Source organism: Kitasatospora sp. GP30, assembly GCF_029892145.1.
Taxonomy (GTDB): Bacteria; Actinomycetota; Actinomycetes; order Streptomycetales; family Streptomycetaceae; genus Kitasatospora; species Kitasatospora acidiphila.
In genome coordinates, this window is the sequence record NZ_JARZAH010000030.1 from 1 (window position 1) to 19,881 (window position 19,881).

The 19,881-nt window shown below is 70.4% G+C and carries 23 protein-coding genes; 11 read left to right on the forward strand and 12 right to left on the reverse strand.

All coding sequences use genetic code 11. From position 1 onward, the window contains the following. Positions 1–125 precede the first annotated feature (125 nt). Entirely contained in the window at positions 126–1,199 is a 1,074-nt protein-coding gene (gene ychF / locus P3T35_RS29655) for a redox-regulated ATPase YchF (protein WP_101382037.1), read from the reverse strand. A gap of 271 nt (positions 1,200–1,470) precedes the next feature. Between ychF and P3T35_RS29660 the strand changes: the two genes are divergently transcribed. Continuing rightward, entirely contained in the window at positions 1,471–2,061 is a 591-nt protein-coding gene (locus tag P3T35_RS29660) for a DUF6542 domain-containing protein (protein WP_143676889.1), read from the forward strand. 51 nt (positions 2,062–2,112) lie between these two features. Here P3T35_RS29660 and ppgK read toward each other — a convergent pair whose 3' ends face one another. Together ppgK and P3T35_RS29670 are read right to left on the reverse strand one after the other, a co-directional pair. Continuing rightward, the gene (gene ppgK / locus P3T35_RS29665; protein WP_101382035.1) at positions 2,113–2,865 is read right to left on the reverse strand and encodes a polyphosphate--glucose phosphotransferase; all 753 of its coding nucleotides are present in this window, start codon (positions 2,863–2,865) and stop codon (positions 2,113–2,115) included. A 124-nt stretch (positions 2,866–2,989) separates the two neighbouring features. Further along, positions 2,990–3,979, reverse strand: a complete 990-nt coding sequence (locus tag P3T35_RS29670) for a 4-hydroxy-3-methylbut-2-enyl diphosphate reductase (protein ID WP_101382034.1) — start codon at positions 3,977–3,979, stop codon at positions 2,990–2,992. 88 nt (positions 3,980–4,067) lie between these two features. Here P3T35_RS29670 and P3T35_RS29675 point away from each other — a divergent pair, with 88 nt between their 5' ends. Further along, positions 4,068–5,414, forward strand: coding sequence for an APC family permease (locus P3T35_RS29675; protein ID WP_348533442.1), 1,347 nt, complete (start codon positions 4,068–4,070; stop codon positions 5,412–5,414). 71 nt (positions 5,415–5,485) lie between these two features. Next, positions 5,486–6,685: an exodeoxyribonuclease VII large subunit gene (xseA, locus tag P3T35_RS29680; RefSeq protein ID WP_101382032.1), complete on the forward strand. Its 1,200-nt coding sequence runs from the start codon at positions 5,486–5,488 to the stop codon at positions 6,683–6,685. 3 nt (positions 6,686–6,688) lie between these two features. On the opposite strand, the gene P3T35_RS29685 is transcribed toward xseA, so the two are convergent. Further along, complete coding sequence (locus tag P3T35_RS29685) at positions 6,689–7,186, reverse strand: GNAT family N-acetyltransferase (protein WP_101382031.1); 498 nt, start codon at positions 7,184–7,186, stop codon at positions 6,689–6,691. A gap of 54 nt (positions 7,187–7,240) precedes the next feature. Between P3T35_RS29685 and P3T35_RS29690 the strand changes: the two genes are divergently transcribed. Then, positions 7,241–7,504, forward strand: coding sequence for an exodeoxyribonuclease VII small subunit (locus P3T35_RS29690; RefSeq protein ID WP_101382030.1), 264 nt, complete (start codon positions 7,241–7,243; stop codon positions 7,502–7,504). Between the two features lie 184 nt (positions 7,505–7,688). Continuing rightward, positions 7,689–8,294: a malonic semialdehyde reductase gene (locus P3T35_RS29695; protein WP_101382029.1), complete on the forward strand. Its 606-nt coding sequence runs from the start codon at positions 7,689–7,691 to the stop codon at positions 8,292–8,294. Between the two features lie 102 nt (positions 8,295–8,396). On the opposite strand, the gene P3T35_RS29700 is transcribed toward P3T35_RS29695, so the two are convergent. Next, positions 8,397–8,942, reverse strand: a complete 546-nt coding sequence (locus tag P3T35_RS29700; protein WP_101382028.1) for a DUF4245 domain-containing protein — start codon at positions 8,940–8,942, stop codon at positions 8,397–8,399. Positions 8,943–9,140: 198 nt separating this feature from the next. Here P3T35_RS29700 and glpX point away from each other — a divergent pair, with 198 nt between their 5' ends. Continuing rightward, positions 9,141–10,181, forward strand: coding sequence for a class II fructose-bisphosphatase (gene glpX / locus P3T35_RS29705; protein WP_101382027.1), 1,041 nt, complete (start codon positions 9,141–9,143; stop codon positions 10,179–10,181). 39 nt (positions 10,182–10,220) lie between these two features. Here the strand turns inward: glpX and P3T35_RS29710 are convergent, their stop codons facing one another. Together P3T35_RS29710 and P3T35_RS29715 are read right to left on the reverse strand one after the other, a co-directional pair. After that, positions 10,221–10,550 carry a WhiB family transcriptional regulator gene (locus P3T35_RS29710; protein ID WP_101385232.1) on the reverse strand — a complete coding sequence of 110 codons (330 nt, stop codon included), beginning with the start codon at positions 10,548–10,550 and terminating at the stop codon, positions 10,221–10,223. Between the two features lie 403 nt (positions 10,551–10,953). Then, complete coding sequence (locus P3T35_RS29715; RefSeq protein ID WP_280708472.1) at positions 10,954–11,697, reverse strand: DUF1707 domain-containing protein; 744 nt, start codon at positions 11,695–11,697, stop codon at positions 10,954–10,956. A 100-nt stretch (positions 11,698–11,797) separates the two neighbouring features. Between P3T35_RS29715 and P3T35_RS29720 the strand changes: the two genes are divergently transcribed. Further along, a complete protein-coding gene (locus P3T35_RS29720; RefSeq protein WP_101382025.1) occupies positions 11,798–13,465 on the forward strand; it encodes a fumarate hydratase in 1,668 nt (555 codons plus the stop codon). Between the two features lie 83 nt (positions 13,466–13,548). Here P3T35_RS29720 and P3T35_RS29725 read toward each other — a convergent pair whose 3' ends face one another. The 4 genes from P3T35_RS29725 to P3T35_RS29740 form a co-directional block, all read right to left on the reverse strand. Then, positions 13,549–13,872: a hypothetical protein gene (locus P3T35_RS29725; protein ID WP_101382024.1), complete on the reverse strand. Its 324-nt coding sequence runs from the start codon at positions 13,870–13,872 to the stop codon at positions 13,549–13,551. Between the two features lie 278 nt (positions 13,873–14,150). Then, positions 14,151–14,633 carry a carboxymuconolactone decarboxylase family protein gene (locus tag P3T35_RS29730; RefSeq protein WP_101382023.1) on the reverse strand — a complete coding sequence of 161 codons (483 nt, stop codon included), beginning with the start codon at positions 14,631–14,633 and terminating at the stop codon, positions 14,151–14,153. Positions 14,634–14,737: 104 nt separating this feature from the next. Next, positions 14,738–15,238: a peptidylprolyl isomerase gene (locus P3T35_RS29735; protein ID WP_101382022.1), complete on the reverse strand. Its 501-nt coding sequence runs from the start codon at positions 15,236–15,238 to the stop codon at positions 14,738–14,740. A 150-nt stretch (positions 15,239–15,388) separates the two neighbouring features. After that, positions 15,389–16,663, reverse strand: coding sequence for a transposase (locus tag P3T35_RS29740; RefSeq protein ID WP_280708480.1), 1,275 nt, complete (start codon positions 16,661–16,663; stop codon positions 15,389–15,391). A 48-nt stretch (positions 16,664–16,711) separates the two neighbouring features. Here P3T35_RS29740 and tnpA point away from each other — a divergent pair, with 48 nt between their 5' ends. The 4 genes from tnpA (at position 16,712) to P3T35_RS29760 (ending at position 19,192) form a co-directional block, all read left to right on the forward strand. Beyond that, positions 16,712–17,329 carry an IS200/IS605 family transposase gene (gene tnpA, locus P3T35_RS29745; RefSeq protein WP_101382020.1) on the forward strand — a complete coding sequence of 206 codons (618 nt, stop codon included), beginning with the start codon at positions 16,712–16,714 and terminating at the stop codon, positions 17,327–17,329. Between the two features lie 439 nt (positions 17,330–17,768). Then, positions 17,769–18,620: a helix-turn-helix transcriptional regulator gene (locus P3T35_RS29750; protein ID WP_280708482.1), complete on the forward strand. Its 852-nt coding sequence runs from the start codon at positions 17,769–17,771 to the stop codon at positions 18,618–18,620. A gap of 3 nt (positions 18,621–18,623) precedes the next feature. Beyond that, positions 18,624–18,824 carry a DUF397 domain-containing protein gene (locus P3T35_RS29755; protein WP_101382019.1) on the forward strand — a complete coding sequence of 67 codons (201 nt, stop codon included), beginning with the start codon at positions 18,624–18,626 and terminating at the stop codon, positions 18,822–18,824. A 137-nt stretch (positions 18,825–18,961) separates the two neighbouring features. Next, positions 18,962–19,192 carry a DUF397 domain-containing protein gene (locus P3T35_RS29760; protein ID WP_101382018.1) on the forward strand — a complete coding sequence of 77 codons (231 nt, stop codon included), beginning with the start codon at positions 18,962–18,964 and terminating at the stop codon, positions 19,190–19,192. A gap of 162 nt (positions 19,193–19,354) precedes the next feature. On the opposite strand, the gene P3T35_RS29765 is transcribed toward P3T35_RS29760, so the two are convergent. After that, positions 19,355–19,558 carry a hypothetical protein gene (locus tag P3T35_RS29765; RefSeq protein ID WP_101382017.1) on the reverse strand — a complete coding sequence of 68 codons (204 nt, stop codon included), beginning with the start codon at positions 19,556–19,558 and terminating at the stop codon, positions 19,355–19,357. Between the last annotated feature and the right edge of the window lie 323 nt (positions 19,559–19,881).

Below are 19,881 nucleotides of genomic sequence, written 5' to 3' on the forward strand. Positions count from 1 at the left end.
TTCCTAAACCCCCCCTTCCTTCCGACGGCCCCGCCCGTTCGTCCCACCAGTCCCCCCGGAGGCCCCCCGGCGGGGGCCCGGGTGTGGGGGGCGCCCCCCCCCCCCCCCCACCTCCTGATGGTTGGTCAGACGTTGAAGCGGAACTCCACCACGTCGCCGTCCTGCATGACGTAGTCCTTGCCCTCGATGCGGGCCTTGCCCTTGGAGCGGGCCTCGGCGATGGAGCCGGTCTCGACCAGGTCGTCGAAGGAGATGACCTCGGCCTTGATGAAGCCCTTCTGGAAGTCGGTGTGGATGACACCGGCGGCCTCGGGGGCGGTGGCGCCCTTCTTGATGGTCCAGGCGCGGGTTTCCTTGGGGCCGGCGGTGAGGTAGGTCTGCAGGCCGAGGGTGTTGAAGCCGACCCGGGCCAGGGTGGCCAGGCCGGGCTCGTCCTGGCCCATGGACTGCAGGAGCTCCAGCGCCTCGTCGTCGTCCAGCTCGATCAGCTCGGACTCGATCTTGGCGTTGAGGAAGATCGCCTCGGCCGGGGCGACCAGCCCGCGCTGGGCGTTCTTGAAGTCCTCGTCGGCCAGCTCCGCCTCGTCCACGTTGAAGACGTAGAGGAAGGGCTTGGCGGTCAGCAGGTGCAGGTCGCGGATCGGGGTGGTGTCGAAACCGGCCTCGAACAGGGTCTTGCCGGTCTCCAGGACGGCCTGGGCGGCCTCGGCGGCGGCCAGCACCGACGCGGTCTCCTTCTTGAGCCGGGCCTCCTTCTGCAGGCGCGGCAGGACCTTCTCGATGGTCTGCAGGTCGGCCAGGATCAGCTCGGTGTGGATGGTCTCGATGTCGTCCTTGGGCGAGACCTTGCCGTCCACGTGGACCACGTCGGGGTCGGTGAAGGCCCGGACCACCTGGCAGATCGCGTTGGCCTCGCGGATGTTCGCGAGGAACTTGTTGCCCAGGCCCTCGCCCTCGGAGGCGCCGCGGACGATACCGGCGATGTCCACGAAGTCGACGGTGGCGGGCAGGATCCGCTGCGAACCGAAGATCCCGGCGAGCACGGGCAGCCGCTTGTCCGGGACGCCGACCACACCGACGTTCGGCTCGATGGTGGCGAACGGGTAGTTGGCCGCCAGGACGTCGTTCTTGGTCAGGGCGTTGAACAGGGTCGACTTCCCGACGTTGGGCAGGCCGACGATTCCGATCGTGAGCGACATGAAGCGAGATCCCGTGGGCTTGGAGGGCGTGGAGCGGCACCGTACGGGCCGACCGCCAAGTCTACGGGCTGCGGCAAGACGACCGGCCTCGGCCGTGATCCGCGCGATCCCCTGCGGGCGGCCCCGAGCCGTCCGGTGCGAACCCTTCGACGCCCGGCGGCCGCCCGAACCGCCCCCGATGTCCGATCTTGCGGTCTCGAAACATGGGACACGGAAGACTACTGACGGGTCATTACCCATGGTGATGTTAATCGGACCGTACGTTGGACGTGTGGAGCAGAGCATCCGTACCCAACCCCCCGGCCCCCGGCCCCGGCCCGCCGCGAGCGGTAGGCGCCCCGAGGCCGCCGTACCCGGGCCGGCCGCGCCCCGCGACACCGTCGGCGTGCGGCCCGCCCGACCGCGTCCCGCGAGCAGCGGCGGGCCGACCGTGCTGGCCCTGCTGCGGCGCCGGCTCCAGTCGGGGAGCCGCCGGCCGGGCCCGCCGACCCGGCTGACCGGGATCGGCACCGGGCTGCTGACCGTGGTCGGCACCCTGGCCATCGGCGGCGTCGACCGGCTGCTCTTCGGCGACCTCGGGCTCCTGTTCGAGCTGGGCTTCCTCTTCGTCTGCTTCCAGGCCGCGGTGCGGGTCCGGCTGGCGGACCTGCCGGCCGCGCCGATCAGCGGGCCGATCGCCTTCGCGGCGGCACTGGCCCTGCTGACGCCCACCCCGGTGCCGGGCGTGGTCGGCCAGGTGCTGGCGCTGTGCAGCGGGTTGGCGCTGCGGGCCGGGTGGCTGTTCGGCGGCACCGGGCTGGCCGTGCTGATCGTGTTCGCCCGGTTCGTCGCCCAGCGCCGGATCCGCCGCAGCCGCGGCTGAGCGGGCTGCGACCGGGCGAACCGCAGCCGGGCAGCCCGCGGCCGGGCGGGTTCAGCGCCGGTACGTGGCCGCCGCCATCGCCGCGCCCACGATCCCGGCGTCGTTGCGCAGCTCGGCCGGCACCACCCGGGCCGACCGCTCGCTGAGCAGCGGCAGGAACTTCTCGTGCTTGCGGCTCACCCCGCCGCCGATGACGATCAGCCGCGGTGAGAAGAGCCGCTCCACCAAGTCCAGGTACTCGTCCACCCGGACCGCCCACTCGGCCCAGCTGAGCTCGTGGCGGTCCTTGGCCGCGGACGAGGCCCGCCGCTCCGCGTCCTTGCCGCGCAGCTCCAGGTGGCCCAGCTCGGTGTTGGGCACCAGGGCACCGTCCACGAAGAGGGCGCTGCCGATGCCGGTGCCGAAGGTGAGCACCAGCACCGTGCCGCCCTCACCGCGGCCGGCCCCGTGCGCCATCTCGGCCAGGCCGGCCGCGTCCGCGTCGTTGAGCACCACCGCCGGGCCGTCCAGCACCTCCTGGAACAGCTTCTCGGCGTCCAGCCCGAGCCAGCTCTGGTCGACGTTCGCGGCGGTGCGGGTGTGCCCGTCGACCACCACGCCCGGGAAGGTCAGGCCGACCGGGCCCTCGTGCTCGAAGTGCTGCACCACCTCGCGCACCGCCGCGGCCACCGCCTCGGGCCTGGCCGGATGCGGGGTGAGCACCTTGTGGCGGGGCTGCGTGAGGGCGCCGAGCTCCACATCGACCGGGGCGCCCTTGATGCCCGAGCCGCCGATGTCCACGCCGAAGACAGGGGGTGTGGTCACGTCACTGCTCCTGTTCCGAGTCCCGGTTCCTCACGGTAGGTGAGGCGGGAGGGGAAAGCAGCCCGAACCTGCCACAACGCCCGGTCGGCCTGGCGGGGCCGACCGGGAGTGGCGGATGCCGAGGTTATTCGGCGACCTTGCCGGCGGCCTCGGCCCGCAGGTCGCGGCGGAGCTCCTTGGGCAGCGAGAAGGTGAGCGTCTCCTCGGCGGTGCGCACCACCTGGACGTCGTCGAAGCCGCGCTCGGCCAGCCAGGCCAGCACGCCCTGGACCAGGATCTCCGGCACCGAGGCGCCGCTGGTCAGACCGACCGTGGTGACGCCGTCCAGCCAGGCCTCGTCCAGCTCCTCGGCGAAGTCCACCAGGTGCGCGGCCTTGGCGCCGTACTCGCGGCCGACCTCGACCAGCCGGACCGAGTTGGAGGAGTTCTTGGAGCCGACCACGATCAGCAGGTCGGTCTCGGGGGCGATCTGCTTGACCACCACCTGGCGGTTCTGGGTGGCGTAGCAGATGTCGTCGCTCGGCGGCGAGACCAGCGCGGGGAAGCGCTTCTGCAGCTCGCCGACGGTGGCCATGGTCTCGTCCACCGAAAGGGTGGTCTGGGAGAGCCAGACCACCTTGGACTCGTCGCGCACCTGGACGTTGGCCACGTCCTCGGCGCCGTCGACCAGGTGGATCCGGTCCGGGGCCTCGCCCATGGTGCCGACCACCTCCTCGTGGCCCTCGTGGCCCACCAGCAGGATGTCGAAGCCCTCGTCGGCGAACCGGACGGCCTCCTTGTGCACCTTGGTGACCAGCGGGCAGGTGGCGTCGACGGTGGCGAGCTTGCCGGCCTTGGCCTCGTCGTGCACCGAGGGGGCCACGCCGTGCGCCGAGAAGACCACGATCGAGCCCTCCGGCACCTCCTCCGTCTCATCGACGAAGATCGCGCCCTGCTTCTCCAGGGTCTGCACGACGTACTTGTTGTGGACGATCTGCTTGCGGACGTAGATCGGTGCCCCGTACTGCTCCAGGGCCTTCTCCACGGCGATGACGGCGCGGTCGACGCCCGCGCAGTAACCCCGGGGGGCGGCGAGCAGGACGCGGCGCTGAGCGGTGGTCGACATGGCTCCTATGGTAAGCGCGGCGCCGGGGGCCCGAGTGCCGCGCCGGAACCCCGCGGCCTGCGTGGCCGGCGGGACGTCAGGTGGTGCAATCGGACCCGTGGCCGAACGTCCCGCCGGATCCGGCGGCCTGCACCGCAGCCTGGGCCTGCGTGACCTGGTGGTCTACGGGCTGCTCTTCATCGCCCCGATGGCACCGGTCGGGGTGTTCGGGGTGCTGGACGCCAAGAGCCGGGGCGCGGTCGCGGCGGTCTACCTGGTCGCCACGGTCGCGATGGGGTTCACCGCCCTCTCGTACGCCCAGATGGTACGTGCCGTGCCGCAGGCCGGCTCGGTGTTCGCCTACGCGCGGGCCGGGCTGGGCGAGGCCGCCGGGTTCACGGCCGGCTGGATGGCGATGCTCGACTACCTGCTGATCCCGGCGGTCGCCTACCTGTTCTCCGGGATCGCGCTGCACGCCCTGGTCCCCGGCGTGTCGCGGTGGCTCTGGACGGTGCTCGCGGTGCTGGTGACCACCGCGCTCAACCTGACCGGGGTGCGGAGCGCCGCCGTGGTGGGCTTCGCGGTGCTGGCGCTGGAGGTGGCGGTGCTGGCGGTCTTCGTGGCGGCGGCGCTCGTGGCGCTGGCCCGGCACGGGGCGACCCGCCCCGCGCTGTCGCCGCTGACCGCGGTGGGCGGCTTCTCGTTCGGGGCGGTGCTGAGCGCGGTGAGCGTGGCGGTGCTGTCGTACCTGGGCTTCGACGCGATCGCCTCCTTCGTGGAGGAGGCGGTCGGCGCGTCGGCGGCGGTGGCCCGGGCGGTGCTGCTCTGCCTGTTCCTGGCCGGGGCGCTGTTCACCGTCCAGACCTATCTGGCCGCGCTGCTCGAACCGGTCACCCCGCAGCAGCTGGCCGCGCACCCGGCCGATCAGGGCACGGCCTTCTACGACACCGTGGAGAGCGCGATCGGGCACTGGCTGCACACCCTGGTCGCGGTGAGCAAGGCGATCGGGGCGGCCTTCGCGGCGCTGGCCGGGCAGGCGGCGGCCGGGCGGCTGCTGTTCGCGATGGGCCGCCAGGGGCGACTGCCGCGCGGGCTCGCCGCGGTGGCCCCGGCGTCGGGCGTGCCGCGCCGGGCGCTGCTGCTGGCCGCGCTGGTGACCCTGACGGCGGCCGGCTGGGCGGCCGGGCGCAGCGACGGGCTCGACCAGCTGACCTCGGTGGTGAACATCGGCGCGCTCACCGCGTTCGTGCTGCTGCACGCCTCGGTGATCGGCTGGTACACCGTCAAGCAGCACTCCCGGGACCGGGTGCGGCACCTGCTGCTGCCGGTGCTGGGGATCGCGGTGATCGCGGCGGTGGTCTGGCGCGCCGGCCACACGGCGCAGCTGGTGGGGGCGTTGTGGCTGCTGGCCGGGCTGGTGGTGGTCGCGGTGCAGGGGGCGGGGCCGGTGGGGCCGCGGCGGTAGCGCGGGTGTGGGGAGCCTGGGCCCGCTCGGGGCGGTAGGTCTTGTCGGCTCGCGCGGCTAGCCTCATACGCATGGCCAATCCCAGCTCCCCCGAAGCCCCGCTGCCGGTCGGCAAGGTCTCCCAGCTGATCGGCGGCTGGGTCGACCGGCTGGGCGCGGTCTGGGTGGAGGGGCAGGTCACCCAGCTGAGCCGGCGGCCCGGCATGCAGTTCCTGACGCTGCGCGACCCGGAGCATGACGTCTCGTTGAGCGTCACCTGCTTCCGCGCGGTGCTCGAACCGCTGGCCGACACGCTGCACGAGGGCTCCCGGGTGATCGTGCACGCCAAGCCCGAGTGGTACACGGGCCGCGGCACCCTGTCGCTGCGCGCCACCGAGATCCGACTCGTCGGGCTGGGCGAACTGCTGGCCCGGCTGGAGCAGTTGAAGCGGCGGCTGGCCGGCGAGGGGCTGTTCGCCGCCGAGCGCAAGCGCCCGCTGCCGTTCCTGCCGCAGTGCGTCGGGCTGGTCACCGGGCGGGCCTCGGCGGCCGAGCGGGACGTGCTGGAGGTGGCCCGGCGGCGCTGGCCGGCGGTCCGGTTCGAGGTGCGCAACGTGCTGGTGCAGGGCTCGCAGGCGGCCGGGCAGGTGGCCCGCGCGGTGCGCGAACTGGACGGGCACCCCGAGGTGGACGTGATCATCGTGGCCCGCGGCGGCGGCAGCGTGGAGGACCTGCTGCCGTTCTCCGACGAGGAGCTGTGCCGCACCGTGGCCGCCGCCGGCACCCCGGTGGTGAGCGCGATCGGGCACGAGCCGGACCAGCCGCTGCTGGACTTCGTGGCCGACCTGCGGGCCGCCACGCCCACCGACGCCGCCAAGCGGGTGGTGCCGGACGTGGGCGAGGAGCAGGCCCGGGTGCGCCAGCTGCGCGATCGGGCCCGCCGGATGGTCACCGACCTGGTGCGGCGGGAGCAGGCGGGCCTGGCCGGGGTGCGCAGCCGCCCCGCGCTGGCGGCGCCGCACCGGCTGCTGGACGAGCGGGGCGCCGAGCTGACGGCGCTGGTGGACCGGGCCCGGCGCACCCTCGGGCACCGGCTGGACGGCGCCGAGTCTGACCTCGGGCACTTGGCCGAGCGGGTGCTCGCGCTCTCCCCCGCCGCGACGCTGGAGCGCGGCTACGCGGTGCTGCAGCGGGCGGACGGGCAGGTGCTGACCGATCCGGCGGTGCTCACCCGGGGCGAGCGGCTGCACGCCCGGGTGGCCGGCGGCGGCTTCGAGGTGACGGTCGAGTAGGCGTCAGTCCTGGCACCGCCGGGTGCGGGAGAGCGGCACCGAGTGCTCGGTGAAGCCGAGGCTGCGGTAGAGGGTCTCGCCGCCCTCGGTGGCGTGCAGGTCGATCCGGGTCACCCGGTGCGCGTCGAACCAGGCCAGCAGCGCCTCGGTGCAGGCCCGGGCGTAGCCGCGGCGGCGCATCGCCGGGTCGGTGCAGATGTTGAAGACGAAGCCGAACCGGCCGTCCGGGTGGCCCGGCGCGGGCAGCCGCTCCTCCAGGGTGCCGACCGCGCAGGCGGCCAGCCGGCCGGGCTCCGCCGGGTCGTCGACCACGAAGACGCCCATGGTGGTGGTCGCCGGGTCGCGCAGCCGGTCCCGCAGCATCGCCTCGGCGGTGGCCTGCCACGGGCCGGGGCGGGCCTCGCCCTGCATCGCCTCGAACATCAGCAGCCGAAGCCGGACCAGTTCGGCGGCGTCCCCGGCCGCGCCCTGCCGCACCTCGATCGCGCTCGCGTTGATCATGGCACTCGACCCTAGTGGCGCGGAATTGTCGCGCCCAGCCCCTACCCTGAGCCCATGGCAGACGAGGACGCGCAGGACACCGGGGCCGCGACCACCGAGCGTGGCTACGACGAGCTGGGCTACGAGGAGGCGCGGGACGCCCTGCTGGAGGTGGTCCGGCGGCTGGAGGCCGGCGGCACCGGACTGGAGGAGTCGCTGGCGCTGTGGGAGCGCGGTGAGCAGCTGGCGAAGGTCTGCCAGCGCTGGCTGGACGGCGCCCGGGCCCGACTTGACGCAGCCCTGGCCGCCGAGGAGGCAGCCGAGCGCTCCGACGGCTGAGCGGTGAACGATGGGGGCTGACGGCCCTCCGGCCGTCGGCGTGGCCACCGGACCAGCAACGACACCATGAGTGATGCAGGTCACATCACCCTTCGGAATGGTTGAAAATTCATTCACGTTGCACTGGCCGACGGCAAGCAGCCGGGCAGGACCCATAACACCGATCAGCATGAGGTGCAGCCACATGACCACCAACGAGACCCTGGTTCTCGACACCGCCGCGCAGGACCTGCTGTTCCGCGAGGCGCGCACCGCCAACACCTTCACCGACGAGCCGGTCAGCGACGAGCAGATCCAGGCGATCTACGACCTGGTCAAGTACGCGCCGACCGCGTTCAACCAGCAGCCGCTGCGGGTGGTCCTGGTGCGCAGCGCCGAGGGCCGGGCCCGCCTGGTCGAGCAGATGGCCGACGGCAACAAGGCCAAGACCAGCACCGCCCCGCTGGTCGCCATCCTGGCCGCCGACAACGAGTTCCACGAGGAGCTGCCGACCCAGCTCCCGCACTTCCCGCAGGCCAAGGACATGTTCTTCAGCGAGCGCGAGGTGCGTGAGGGCTCGGCCCTCTTCAACGGCGCCCTGCAGGTCGGCTACTTCATCCTCGGCGTCCGCGCCGCCGGCCTGGCCGCCGGCCCGATGACCGGCTTCGACGCCGCCGGCATCAACAAGGAGTTCTTCGGCGACGGCGAGCACTCGGTGCTGGCCGTGGTCAACATCGGCAAGCCGGGCGAGGACGCCTGGTTCCCGCGCAGCCCGCGCCTGGCCTACGACGAGGTCGTCACCACCGTCTGACGCACCCCGCCGGCTGGACACGCCGAGGGCCTGCCACTCCGGGCAATGGAGTGGCAGGCCCTCGGCGCATCCGCGTCTTCGCGTATCCGCGCATCGGCACCGCTAGGGCTTGAGCGCCCCGGCCAGCTGGTCCAGCTCGTCGTACGAGGCGCTGCCGGCCACCACCGTGGTGGCGCCGTTGGCGGTCTCGGTGACCGAGCGGTAGTGGTCGCCCTGGAATCGGGCCCACGACTGGCCGTCGATGGTCGAGGCGCCGTCGGGGGCGTAGCCGGTCACCACGGTCTTGAGCAGGTCGTTCTTCGACTCGTCGCTCTGCTCGACGGAGGCGTACTTGCCGTCCGGAGTGACGAAGCCCAGGTGCCAGCCGGCGTGCCCGCCGGCGTCCGCCTGGTAGCTGACCGAAGTGGCCCGCCACTTGTCGGACAGCCCCTGCGGCGCCAGCACCGGGTAGGGAGCGGCGCGCTTCGCGGAGGCGAACGCGGCGCTGTAGTCCACCACGTGCACCGGGTCGCCGTTGCTGCTGTGCGGGATCGTCACGTACGCGACCAGGGCCACGCCCATCACGGCGAGCATCGACAGGACCATGTCCCGTACGGTCTGCCGCCCTCTCGAACCACTGTTGCCTGCCACCCCCACATGGTGACCCATTGCACGCAACCCACCGACCACCGGGGTGGCGTCCGGGGCCGAAAACCGTCCATACCGGCGCAGACCCGCAGGTGAGCAGGACATGCGCCACAGACAGTCATTCGAGGCACAGATACGATCGAGGGACCCTCATGAGCAGCTCTCGACCTGCACGTAGTCGACTGCTCACTGGCCGTCGCGTACAGAGAGGTCACGACGATGACCGCGCAGCACCCCTCCCACCTCCCGCTTTCCCTGGAGGTCGCCCCGGAGGCGCCGGACCGCAACCTGGCACTGGAGCTCGTCCGGGTGACCGAGGCAGCGGCCATGGCCGCCGGCCGCTGGGTCGGCCGGGGCGACAAGAACGGCGCCGACGGCGCGGCCGTCAAGGCGATGCGCACCCTGGTCTCCACCGTGTCGATGAACGGCGTCGTCGTCATCGGCGAGGGGGAGAAGGACGAGGCCCCGATGCTGTTCAACGGCGAGCGGGTCGGTGACGGCACCGGCGCCGAGTGCGACGTGGCCGTGGACCCGGTGGACGGCACCACGCTGACCGCCAAGGGCATGAACAACGCCGTCGCCGTGCTGGCCGTCGCCGACCGCGGCACCATGTTCGACCCGAGCGCGGTCTTCTACATGGACAAGCTGGTCGCCGGCCCCGAGGCCGCCGACTTCGTGGACATCACCGCCCCGCCGGCCGTGAACATCCGCCGGGTGGCCAAGGCCAAGGGCATGGCGGTCGAGGACGTCACGGTCGTGGTGCTGGACCGCCCCCGCCACGACGGCCTGGTCAAGCAGATCCGCGAGGCCGGCGCCCGGATCAAGTTCATCTCCGACGGCGACGTGGCCGGTGCGATCATGGCGGCCCGCGAGGGCACCGGCATCGACCTGCTGATGGGCGTCGGCGGCACCCCGGAGGGGATCATCGCGGCCTGCGCCATGAAGTGCATGGGCGGCGTGATCCAGGGCCGGCTGTGGCCCAAGGACGAGGCCGAGCGCCAGAAGGCGCTGGACGCCGGACACGACCTGGACCGGGTGCTCACCACCAACGACCTGGTCAGCGGCGAGAACGTGTTCTTCGTGGCCACCGGCATCACCGACGGCGAGCTGCTGCGCGGGGTGCACTACCGCCAGGAGACCGCCACCACCAGCTCGCTGGTGATGCGCTCCAAGAGCGGCACGATCCGCCAGATCGACTCCGTCCACAGGCTCGCCAAGCTGCGGGCGTACAGCGCGATCGACTTCGACCGGGCCAACTGAGCTCCGCGGGGGCGGGGCGCACGGCGCTCCCGCCCCCGCTCACCCGGCTATCCGCCGCCCGCGCTGCGCCGGCACCAGCTGCGCCTCCGCGCGCAGCTCCGCGGTGCGGCGGCGCCGGCGGGCCAGCACCACCCGTCGCTCGGCCGCCGTCAGCCCGCCCCAGACCCCGTAGGGCTCCGGCTGGGCCAGCGCGTGCTCCCGGCAGGAGAGCAGCACCGGGCAGCCGGCGCACACCTGCTTGGCGTGCTCCTCGCGGGCCAGCCGCGCGGCCGTCGGTTCCTTGGACGGCGCGAAGAACAGCGCCGCCTCGTCCCGCCGGCAGGCGGCCGCGGTGTGCCAGGGGTTGTCGTCCAGCGGGTCGAGCCGCACCGCAGCGGGCGCGCCCTGTGGCGCGGCCCGAAGACCGCGCGACCCGCCGGCGCGGACGGCAGCTGTGGTGCTGGGCTCGATCGGGTACAGCACGGCGACTCCTGGGCACTCGGGGGAAGGGCTCGCGTCACCACCCGGCCGCCGCCCCCGAGGCGTCAGTACGCCGCCTGACCGCAGCCGTTCAAGTAACGATGTGCCACAGGAATTACCCCGCGCGCTTGGGGTTCATGCACACCGTGGTCACCCGGCGACAGCCTGCACTCGCATCAACACCGAGTGCCGGAGCAGCAGTTGACGGAACTCGGGAATCCGCGAGTGCGCAGGTCACAGCCGCTCCGGGGCCGTGCGCCCGCGCACGCCCCACCCCTGCCGAGCCGGCCCCGAGCCCCCTCGGGCGACCGGCTCAGCTTCCCAACTGCCGCCGCACCCACTCCTTGAGCTTCGCCCCGCGCTTGGCCTTGGCGTCCACCCCGCCCAGCACCGCCGAGCCCTTGACCCGCACCACCGGGGCGTGCGGATCGGCCGCGGTCTGCTCCCGCACGTCGAAGCCGCCGAAGACGCCGAAGCCCTCGCCGATCAGCGTCACGTTCTCCGGCACCTTGATGTCGATCCCGCCGCAGAACGTGTTCGCCACGATCAGCACCTCGGGCGACTCGAACACCGCGTCGCTGAGGTCCAGGTCGATCCCGCCGAAGACCGCGGTCGCCCGGATCTCCGCGCCCACCTGCCAGCGCCCCTTGCGGGAGACCCCGCCGAACGCCGTCCACAGGCTGATCGGCTCCTGCCGCGCCGGCGGCCGCGGCGCCGGTGCTCCGGCCGCCGCCGGACCCACGGCCGAGCGCTCAGCGGTGAGCGGCTGGTGGTTGGGCAGGTCCCGGGTGAGCGGCACCAACTCGCCCAGCGTGCGGGCGTGGTAGGCCGCGTCGAGCCGCTCGGCGTGCTCGTCGGCGGTCAGCCGGCCCTCGGCGTAGGCGTCGCGCAGCAGCTCGGCGATCCGCTCCCGGTCCGCGTCCGAGGCGCGCAACTCGGCCTCGGCCACCCGGTTCACGGGCGGCTGCGAGCCCTTGGCCAGCGGCACCGGCTGGTCGCTCGGTGGCATCGGCTGGTCCGGACGCGGTTCGGGCTGATCCGACGGCGAAGTGTCCACGATCACAGCCTAGGGGGTGTGCCCACGCGACCGGGAGCCAAGTTCTACGCTGGAGGACGCTTCGCCGACGCAGCACCACCACCTCGTTGAAGGACCTCGCATGGCACCCACGCCGGACTTCTCCTACTCCGACCTCCTCCCGCTCGGGGACGACCCCACCCCGTACCGCAAGCTGACCTCCGAGGGCGTCAGCACCTTCGAGGCGGGCGGCCGGACCTTCCTGCAGGTCGAGCCGGAGGCGCTGCGGCTGCTCACCGCCGAGGCGATGCACGACATCTCGCACTACCTGCGCCCGGCCCACCTGGCCCAGCTGCGCCGCATCCTGGACGACCCGGAGGCCAGCCCGAACGACCGCTTCGTGGCGCTGGACCTGCTGAAGAACGTCAACATCTCGGCCGGCGGCATCCTGCCGATGTGCCAGGACACCGGCACCGCGATCGTGATGGGCAAGCGCGGCCAGAATGTCCTGACCTCGGGCAACGACGACGCCGCGATCGCCCGCGGTGTCTACGACGCCTACACCAAGCTCAACCTGCGCTACTCCCAGATGGCCCCGGTGACCATGTGGGACGAGAAGAACACCGGTTCCAACCTGCCCGCGCAGATCGAGCTCTACGCGACCGACGGGGACGCCTACAAGTTCCTGTTCATGGCCAAGGGCGGCGGCAGCGCCAACAAGTCGTACCTGTACCAGGAGACCAAGGCGATTCTCAACGAGAAGAGCATGCTGGCCTTCCTGGAGCAGAAGATCCGCTCGCTGGGCACCGCGGCCTGCCCGCCGTACCACCTGGCGATCGTGGTCGGCGGCACCAGCGCCGAGTTCGCGCTGAAGACCGCCAAGTACGCCTCGGCGCACTACCTCGACGCCATGCCCACCTCCGGCGACGCGGCCACCGGGCACGGCTTCCGCGACCTGGAGCTGGAGCAGAAGGTCCTCGAGCTGACCCAGAAGATCGGCATCGGCGCCCAGTTCGGCGGCAAGTACTTCTGCCACGACGTCCGGGTGATCCGCCTGCCGCGGCACGGCGCCTCGCTGCCGGTCGCGATGGCCGTCTCCTGCTCGGCCGACCGCCAGGCGCTGGGCAAGATCACCGCCGAGGGCGTCTTCCTGGAGCAGTTGGAGACCGACCCGGCGAAGTACCTGCCGGAGACGACGGACGAGCACCTTGACGACGCGGTCGTGCGCGTCGACCTGAACCGGCCGATGTCCGAGATCCGCGACGAGCTGTCCAAGCACCCGGTGAAGACCCGCCTCTCCCTCACCGGCACCCTGGTGGTGGCCCGCGACATCGCGCACGCCAAGATCAAGGAGCGCCTGGACGCGGGCGAGGGCATGCCGCAGTACCTCAAGGACCACCCGGTCTACTACGCCGGCCCCGCCAAGACCCCCGAGGGCTTCGCCTCCGGCTCCTTCGGCCCCACCACCGCGGGCCGGATGGACTCCTACGTCGACCAGTTCCAGGCGGCCGGCGGCTCCATGGTGATGCTCGCCAAGGGCAACCGCTCCAAGCAGGTCACCCAGGCCTGCGCCACGCACGGCGGCTTCTACCTCGGCTCGATCGGCGGCCCCGCCGCCCGGCTGGCCCAGGACTGCATCAAGAAGGTCGAGGTGCTGGAGTACGCCGAGCTGGGCATGGAGGCGGTCTGGCGGATCGAGGTGGAGGACTTCCCGGCGTTCATCGTGGTGGACGACAAGGGCAACGACTTCTTTGCCGAGGTCACCGACGGCCCGCTGATCACCAGCATCCGGGTCCGCTCGGCGCAGTGACGCCCGTCCGCTGACCTGCCGTCAGCTCTGCGGGGCCGCCCGGTGATCCACCACCGGGCGGCCCCGCGCCTTTCCGTCCCCGATCACGCCTGACCGGTCTCGAAGCGGGTCACCTTGCCGCCGTCGACCGTGAACCGCCAGGCGGTCCGCATCTCGCCCCAGGTCTCGTTGCGGAAGTTCGCCACCAGCGCCCGACCGCCGTCCGACTCCGACTGCACCTCCATGTGCCCGTGCGAGTCGAAGATCTCCCGGTCGATCCAGTCCTCCAGATTCCGTTCCGAGCCGTCGTCCGACATCGTCGCCCCCGGCGTCAGCAGCGCCAGGAACGCCGTCCTGTCATTGGCGTTGATCGCGGTCACCACTGCCCGGACCGTCGGATCGGACAGCTTGGTTGGTGAGATGGTCATCTGACGCCTCCTCATGGCGTTGCCTTTTCCGCCACCATGACACGACGTCACGCCATTCCCACTGCGGATCACCGAGCGCTACCGCTCACCCCAGGCCGTCAACAACTCCTCCGGCCCAACGGTCCACCGGGTGCCCCTGCTGCTTCCACGAAAGAGGCTCTCATCGATGAAACTCTCATCCGTGAGAGTTTCATCGATGAGAGCCTCTTCCCTCACGGTGAATCTCGGGCTGCCGCCGTCGCGAGTGCGGCCTTCCGGCCGGGCCAGACTCTGCCGATCTAGCCGAGCTGGCCGACCCGGTAGTCGCCGGCGGGCTGCTGGATGATGACGTTCAGGCGGTTGAAGGCGTTGATGACGGCGATCAGGGCCACCAGGGCGGCGAGCTGCTCCTCGTCGTAGTGCTTGGCCGCGTTCGCCCAGACCTCGTCCGGGACCCCGCCGGCCGCGTCGGCGAGCCGGGTGCCCTGCTCCGCCAGCTCCAGCGCCGCGCGCTCGGCGTCGGTGAACACCGTCGCCTCCCGCCATGCCGCGACCAGGTTGAGGCGCACCGCGGTCTCGCCGGCGGCCGCGGCCTCCTTGGTGTGCATGTCGAGGCAGCCGGCGCAGCCGTTGATCTGGCTGGCCCGGATCTTCACCAGCTCCTGCGTGGCGGCCGGCACCGTCGAACCCGCCAGTTCCTTGCCCGCCGCGATGAGGTGCTTCAGGGCCTTGCCCGCGACCGGGCTGCCGAGGATGTCCATGGTGTTCAAGCGGGCGCTCATCGTGTGCTCCTGTGTCGTTGCCGATTGGCTCTGCGCACATAGGACACCGCGCTTCGGCCGACTGTGACAGGGGCGAGTGTGACGTGCGTCTCTCCTGCTCGCGGCTAGCGGACCGCCGCCTTGGTGATCACGATGTCCTCGACCGGGACGTCCGCGTGGCCGGCCTTGTTGCCGGTCCGGACGGACCCCAGCTGGTCGACCACATCCTGTCCCTGGACCACCTTGCCGAACACGCAGTAGCCGAAGCCCTGCGGGTTCGGCGCGGTGTAGTCGAGGAAGTCGTTGTCGCTGAAGTTGATGAAGAACTGGGCGGTCGCGGAGTGCGGGTCGGGCGTCCGGGCCATCGCCACGGTGTAGGCGAGGTTCTTGAGGCCGTTGCCCGCCTCGTTCTTGACCGGGGGCTTGGTCGGCTTCTGCTTCATGCCCGGGGTGAAGCCGCCGCCCTGGGCCATGAAGCCGGGGATGACCCGGTGGAAGATGGTGCCGTCGTAGTGCCCGTCGCGGACGTAGGCGAGGAAGTTCTTGACGGTCTCAGGGGCCTTCGCTTCGTCGAGCTCAAGGACGATGGCGCCGTGGGTGGTGTCGAGTTGGACTTGGGTGGACATGGGCGTTCCTTTCGCGAGCCGTGTGGCGTGTGGCGTGTGGCGTGGTTCGGCTCGAAGCCTGACCCCGCCGAGTGGGGCAGTCGACGACACTGCTCCGATCGTGGCGTTTGACGATCCTCGCCCCCGTTGCCGGGGGGCGATTCCCTTCGGCTACCCGCAGGTGGCCGGTAGGGCTTCACGCATCCGCCTCCGGCGCGTGGCCGGGACTCGCGCCGATATGGCGCTGCGCGTGCTGTTGGTGACCGAGCCACCCGTCCGGCGGGCTCGGGCCTCGATCTCAACCGAGGCATTGTGGTCGGCGTCGTCTTCCCAGCCGCAGTGCACGCAGCGGAACAGCCGTCCGCAGCCGGGGCGGCTGGCGGGATCGATCATTCCGCACGCGGGGTGTCCGCAGGTCTGCGACGTGTGGACCGCCGGAACCGGGATCAGCCGGGAGCCGTACAGGCGGCACTTGTACTCCAATTGCCGCCTACGCTCGCCGGGGGCGTTGTCCAGGATCGACCGGTTGAGGCCGGCCTTCTGGGCGACGTTCCTCCCCGGGGCGTCCATGGTGCCCTTGGCCGCCTTGGTCAGGTTCTTTACGCGCAGGTCTTCGATACCGACGAAGCCGTGGTTTTGAGCGAGGTCGGCGGTGAGTTTATGCGTGAAGTCGGCGCGGCGGTTGGCCTGCCGGCTCCTGAGCCGGGCGATGTGGTCCATGGTCATGCGCAGCCGGTTGGAGTACCGGCCCCCGTTGTGCTTCTTGGCGTAGCTGAGCTGTCGGGCCTTCTTGCGCTCCAGGTGCGTGAGCCGGGCCTGTTCGGCCGGGGTGAGTGTGGGCGGCATGAGACGGGCAGTGGTCTCGGTGGAGACGAACGCTGAGGCGGCCACACCGAAGTCGACGCCGCAGCCCGGCCTGCCGTTCGGTGCATCAGGGGCGCGGCCCGTGTGAATGCCGAAGGCGATGTGCCAACCGGTGCCGTCCCGGGACACGGTGGCATTGCGGATCGCGCCCCCGAGGGCGCGGGATAGCCGGAAGCGGACCCATCCCAGCTTCGGCAGACGCGCTTCGGCCCAGTGTCGGTTGAGCTTGCGGACCTGGACGTACTGCCCTTTGAACGGGATGCTCGTCCTGTCCCCACGCTTCTTCCGGGCGGGGAAGCCCGCCGGATGGTCGGGGTTCCAGAAGTTCAGGTAGGCCGCATCCAGGCTCGCCAGCACCCGCTGGCCACACTCGGACGGCAGATCAGCCATCCAGTCCAGCTCGGAACGGGCGATGGCGAGCTGCTTGCACTGCGCCGAACCCATGAGCGTCACACCGCGCTGTCGCCACAGGTAGCGGCGCTGCTCCAAGGCCACGTTCCAGAGGGCGCGGCAGGTGTGCCCCCAACGGGTCAGGATCTCCTCCTGCTCCTCAGCGGGGTACAGCCGGTACCGGCGTCCCATGTCAGCTTTCACAACAATCACCCTACTAAAGCCAGTTTATGACGACAAATCAGACATGCAGGGATTGGCGAGAACCATGCCCCTCTGCTGCACGCCCACTTGGCTTTCGTAACGGGGTACCCGCATAGGGCTTTCACCGATGCGCACTTGACCCGCATGGAAGAGATCACGCCGAACGTGTGCGCCGACTTCGAGAGGAACCGGGTCGACTTCAACATCGAAGCCGGTCACGTGCACCTGCTGGTCAGCCTCCCGCCCAAGGTGGCAGTCTCGAAGCTGGTCAACAGCGGCAAAGGCGTCAACTCACGCCGACTGCAGCAGGGGGCACCTCCCGGCCAAAGGCTGGGGGAGACTTCCCCGAGCTGGTCCAGTCGCCACCCGCCGGGGGCGAAGACGGGCACCGCGGCCACCCTGCACGATAGCTACCAGCGGCAGCTCGGCCGCTCAGCTCCGCCCTGCGCAAATACAGGGCGGAGCCGCCGGCCAGCTACGCGACAGGGCTCGCCGAGTGCTCCACGCCGTGGAGTTCGACCAGGTGCTCACGCCACAGGATGCGGACATCGACCGCGAACGACTCGTCATCCTCAGCGCGGACGATCCGCTCCAAGGTTCGGAACCTCCGGCAGTCGGAGCGCCCGGGCTGGGCCTCCGGGGGCAGCAACCTAGGAGGCGGGTTGGTGACGTTCGAGGGGGTGGACGACTGGGACATGGGACTCCTCAATGCGATCGCAACCCGGGCAAGGCGCTTCATGCACGTGCCTCGCGGGCGCCGCTGACGGGGAATGCTCGGACGCTCCGCGAAACGCACGGCGAGCAGGAGCATGGGCGCCTAGCGGCGCTCGATGCGACCAAGACCCTCCTGAACCACCGCTGCAGCCACAGTCCTGCGGTCAGCGCCGGCGAGCACAGGGATACACAGTCGATATGACGGACCATCAGTCCATTTCGACAGCACCACCATAAAGCATCAGGGGTAAACTTTGATACTCGTCGCGGATATAAATATCAATTCGAACCCGTTGTGGCTCTACGCCTGACCGAGTGGACCCCGCAACTCCAGAGGCGGCAGACTGACGACACCCGCCGAGGAAGGAGCACCAGGACCTTGCCGCCCCGCATCTCGCCCACCGTCCGCCAGTTGCGCTTGGGGATTGAGCTGCGCAAGATGCGCGAGCTCGCGGGCATGACCCCGCTCGACATGGCAGCGGCCATCGGCATCGACGTGTCGAAGGTCAGCCAGATGGAGAAGGGGAAGTCCGGCATAAGCGCCGAGCGGCTCCGCTCTTGGGCGAGCGCGGCAAAGTGCACCAGCACCGCCCTGGTTGATGCTCTTGCGAACCAGGCGCAGGAACGCGGGAAGCGCTGGTTCGACGAGTATCGCGGCCGTCTCCCGAACGGCTTCCTCGACATCGCGGAGATGGAGCACTACGCCAGCGGGCTGGTCAACTGGGCCACCACGTACGTCCCGGGGCTGCTTCAGACCAGCGCGTATGCGAGTGCCGTCTTCTCACGGATCAAGCCGCCGCTCCCGCGACATGAGCTCGACACGCGCACTGCCTTCCGGATCATGCGGCAGCAGTTCGCCTTCGATGGCCGGCCGTACGTGGCATACCTCCACGAGGCCGCCCTGCGCATGCAGTTCGGCGGCCCGGCGGTACTACGCACTCAACTGCTGAGCCTCCTGGACGACTCCCAGCGGGCTGGCGTACACATCCGTGCCATCCCGTTCAGCGTGGAAACGTTTCCGGGGGCTGGCGAGAATCTCGCCATAGCGTTCGGCAAGGTACCCGAACTCGACACCGCACAGATCGACCAGACACCAGGGCCGCAGTTCATGCAGGCCGAGGCGGAGTTGAATATGTACCGCAACATGGTCGCGGAGGTCGAGGGGACGGCACTCACGCCGGAGAGGTCACGCGACTTCATCTACGGCATCATCAAGGAACTGGAAGGTTAGGCCATGGCCACGGACTGGCAGAAGTCGTCGTTCAGCGGCAACTCGAACGAGTGCATCGAGGTTCGTGCTGTCGACGGAACGGTCGAGGTCCGCGAGTCGGACTCCCCGGAGGTGATCATCCGGACGACGCCGGCGAAGTGGGCCAAGTTCCTGCTGGGCGCCCGCGCCGGGGAGTTCGATGCGCATGGGGACTTCGCCGGCTGACCGAGCCCGCAAGTGTCCGTCAGCGGCATGGGTCATACTCGCCAGCCAGTACGACGTCGGTGGGCTGAGGACCCAGTAGGGCCAGCACCCAGCCCGTCATCAACAGAGTGTTGGAAGCCCGAAGGGTAGGGAACGCAATGTCCGACTGGCAGAAGTCATCATTCAGTGGCAGCGCCAACGAGTGCGTCGAGATCCGCATCGCAGACGGCATGGTCGAGATCCGCGAGTCCGACTCGCCCGAGGTGATCGTCCGGACGACGCCGGCGAAGTGGGCCAAGTTCCTGCAGGGCGCCCGCGCCGGGGAGTTCGACATGCACAGGGAGGCCTCACCCGGGCATCCTGATACTGCCCTCCACCTGCGGTGGTAGGGCACTGCGCGACCGCAACTGTCAACGGCGGCCATCAACATGCAGGCAGACGTCTCAACTATGAGCGCGCGCCTTCGGTGACAATCGGCCGCGAAATAGCTAATGCGGTTCGAGTCCCCAAGGGGCCAGGGACCCGAACCACTCGTCGAATCAGCGCCCTAGTCAGTGGGTGCTGATGACGAGGCCATCCGGGGTCACCGCGTGAGTGCTGATGACGAGGCCATCCGGGGTCACCGCGTGAGTGCTGATGACGAGGCCATCCGGGGTAGCGTCGGCCGCCTGGGCGGTACCTGCAATCACAAGGCTGCCAGCGGCGGCCACCACGGACAGAACCGCTACAGACGCAATGCGGCGAAGTGCAGTCATGATAATCCCCTCCAAAGACTACGGACTAAATCCCCCGTCTACTGACAGACTATCAGTTCGACTACCTGTCATCCATGTTCGAATCTTTCTCTCAACACTTCGCCACTTCGCGCCCGAGAGCTATGGTCCCGCATTTCGCAAGAAATCCGACTTTTCTTCCTGAAGACCCATTAGCGCTGCCTCTCCGCCGGAGAGCCACTCCACTTCCAACTGCACCCATGACGCAGCAGAGCCCCCCGAGCACGCTCTCTGGGGGCTCTGCGCGCAGCGCGGTCGGGTCGTCGGGCGATGAGTTCAGGCCAAAGTGACGAGCTTCACGGCGT

Excerpts from the sequence above, each read along its gene's own strand:
- P3T35_RS29735 (WP_101382022.1), bottom strand. The coding sequence starts at position 15,238 with ATGTCCACCCAAGTCCAACTCGACACCACCCACGGCGCCATCGTCCTT.
- P3T35_RS29690 (WP_101382030.1), top strand. The coding sequence starts at position 7,241 with ATGGCAGACGAGGACGCGCAGGACACCGGGGCCGCGACCACCGAGCGT.
- P3T35_RS29765 (WP_101382017.1), bottom strand. The coding sequence starts at position 19,558 with ATGACTGCACTTCGCCGCATTGCGTCTGTAGCGGTTCTGTCCGTGGTG.
- P3T35_RS29695 (WP_101382029.1), top strand. The coding sequence starts at position 7,689 with ATGACCACCAACGAGACCCTGGTTCTCGACACCGCCGCGCAGGACCTG.
- P3T35_RS29725 (WP_101382024.1), bottom strand. The coding sequence starts at position 13,872 with ATGACCATCTCACCAACCAAGCTGTCCGATCCGACGGTCCGGGCAGTG.
- P3T35_RS29755 (WP_101382019.1), top strand. The coding sequence starts at position 18,624 with ATGGCCACGGACTGGCAGAAGTCGTCGTTCAGCGGCAACTCGAACGAG.
- P3T35_RS29685 (WP_101382031.1), bottom strand. The coding sequence starts at position 7,186 with ATGATCAACGCGAGCGCGATCGAGGTGCGGCAGGGCGCGGCCGGGGAC.
- xseA (WP_101382032.1), top strand. The coding sequence starts at position 5,486 with ATGGCCAATCCCAGCTCCCCCGAAGCCCCGCTGCCGGTCGGCAAGGTC.
- P3T35_RS29720 (WP_101382025.1), top strand. The coding sequence starts at position 11,798 with ATGGCACCCACGCCGGACTTCTCCTACTCCGACCTCCTCCCGCTCGGG.
- P3T35_RS29740 (WP_280708480.1), bottom strand. The coding sequence starts at position 16,663 with ATGGGACGCCGGTACCGGCTGTACCCCGCTGAGGAGCAGGAGGAGATC.
- P3T35_RS29760 (WP_101382018.1), top strand. The coding sequence starts at position 18,962 with ATGTCCGACTGGCAGAAGTCATCATTCAGTGGCAGCGCCAACGAGTGC.
- ychF (WP_101382037.1), bottom strand. The coding sequence starts at position 1,199 with ATGTCGCTCACGATCGGAATCGTCGGCCTGCCCAACGTCGGGAAGTCG.
- P3T35_RS29700 (WP_101382028.1), bottom strand. The coding sequence starts at position 8,942 with ATGGGTCACCATGTGGGGGTGGCAGGCAACAGTGGTTCGAGAGGGCGG.
- glpX (WP_101382027.1), top strand. The coding sequence starts at position 9,141 with ATGACCGCGCAGCACCCCTCCCACCTCCCGCTTTCCCTGGAGGTCGCC.
- P3T35_RS29730 (WP_101382023.1), bottom strand. The coding sequence starts at position 14,633 with ATGAGCGCCCGCTTGAACACCATGGACATCCTCGGCAGCCCGGTCGCG.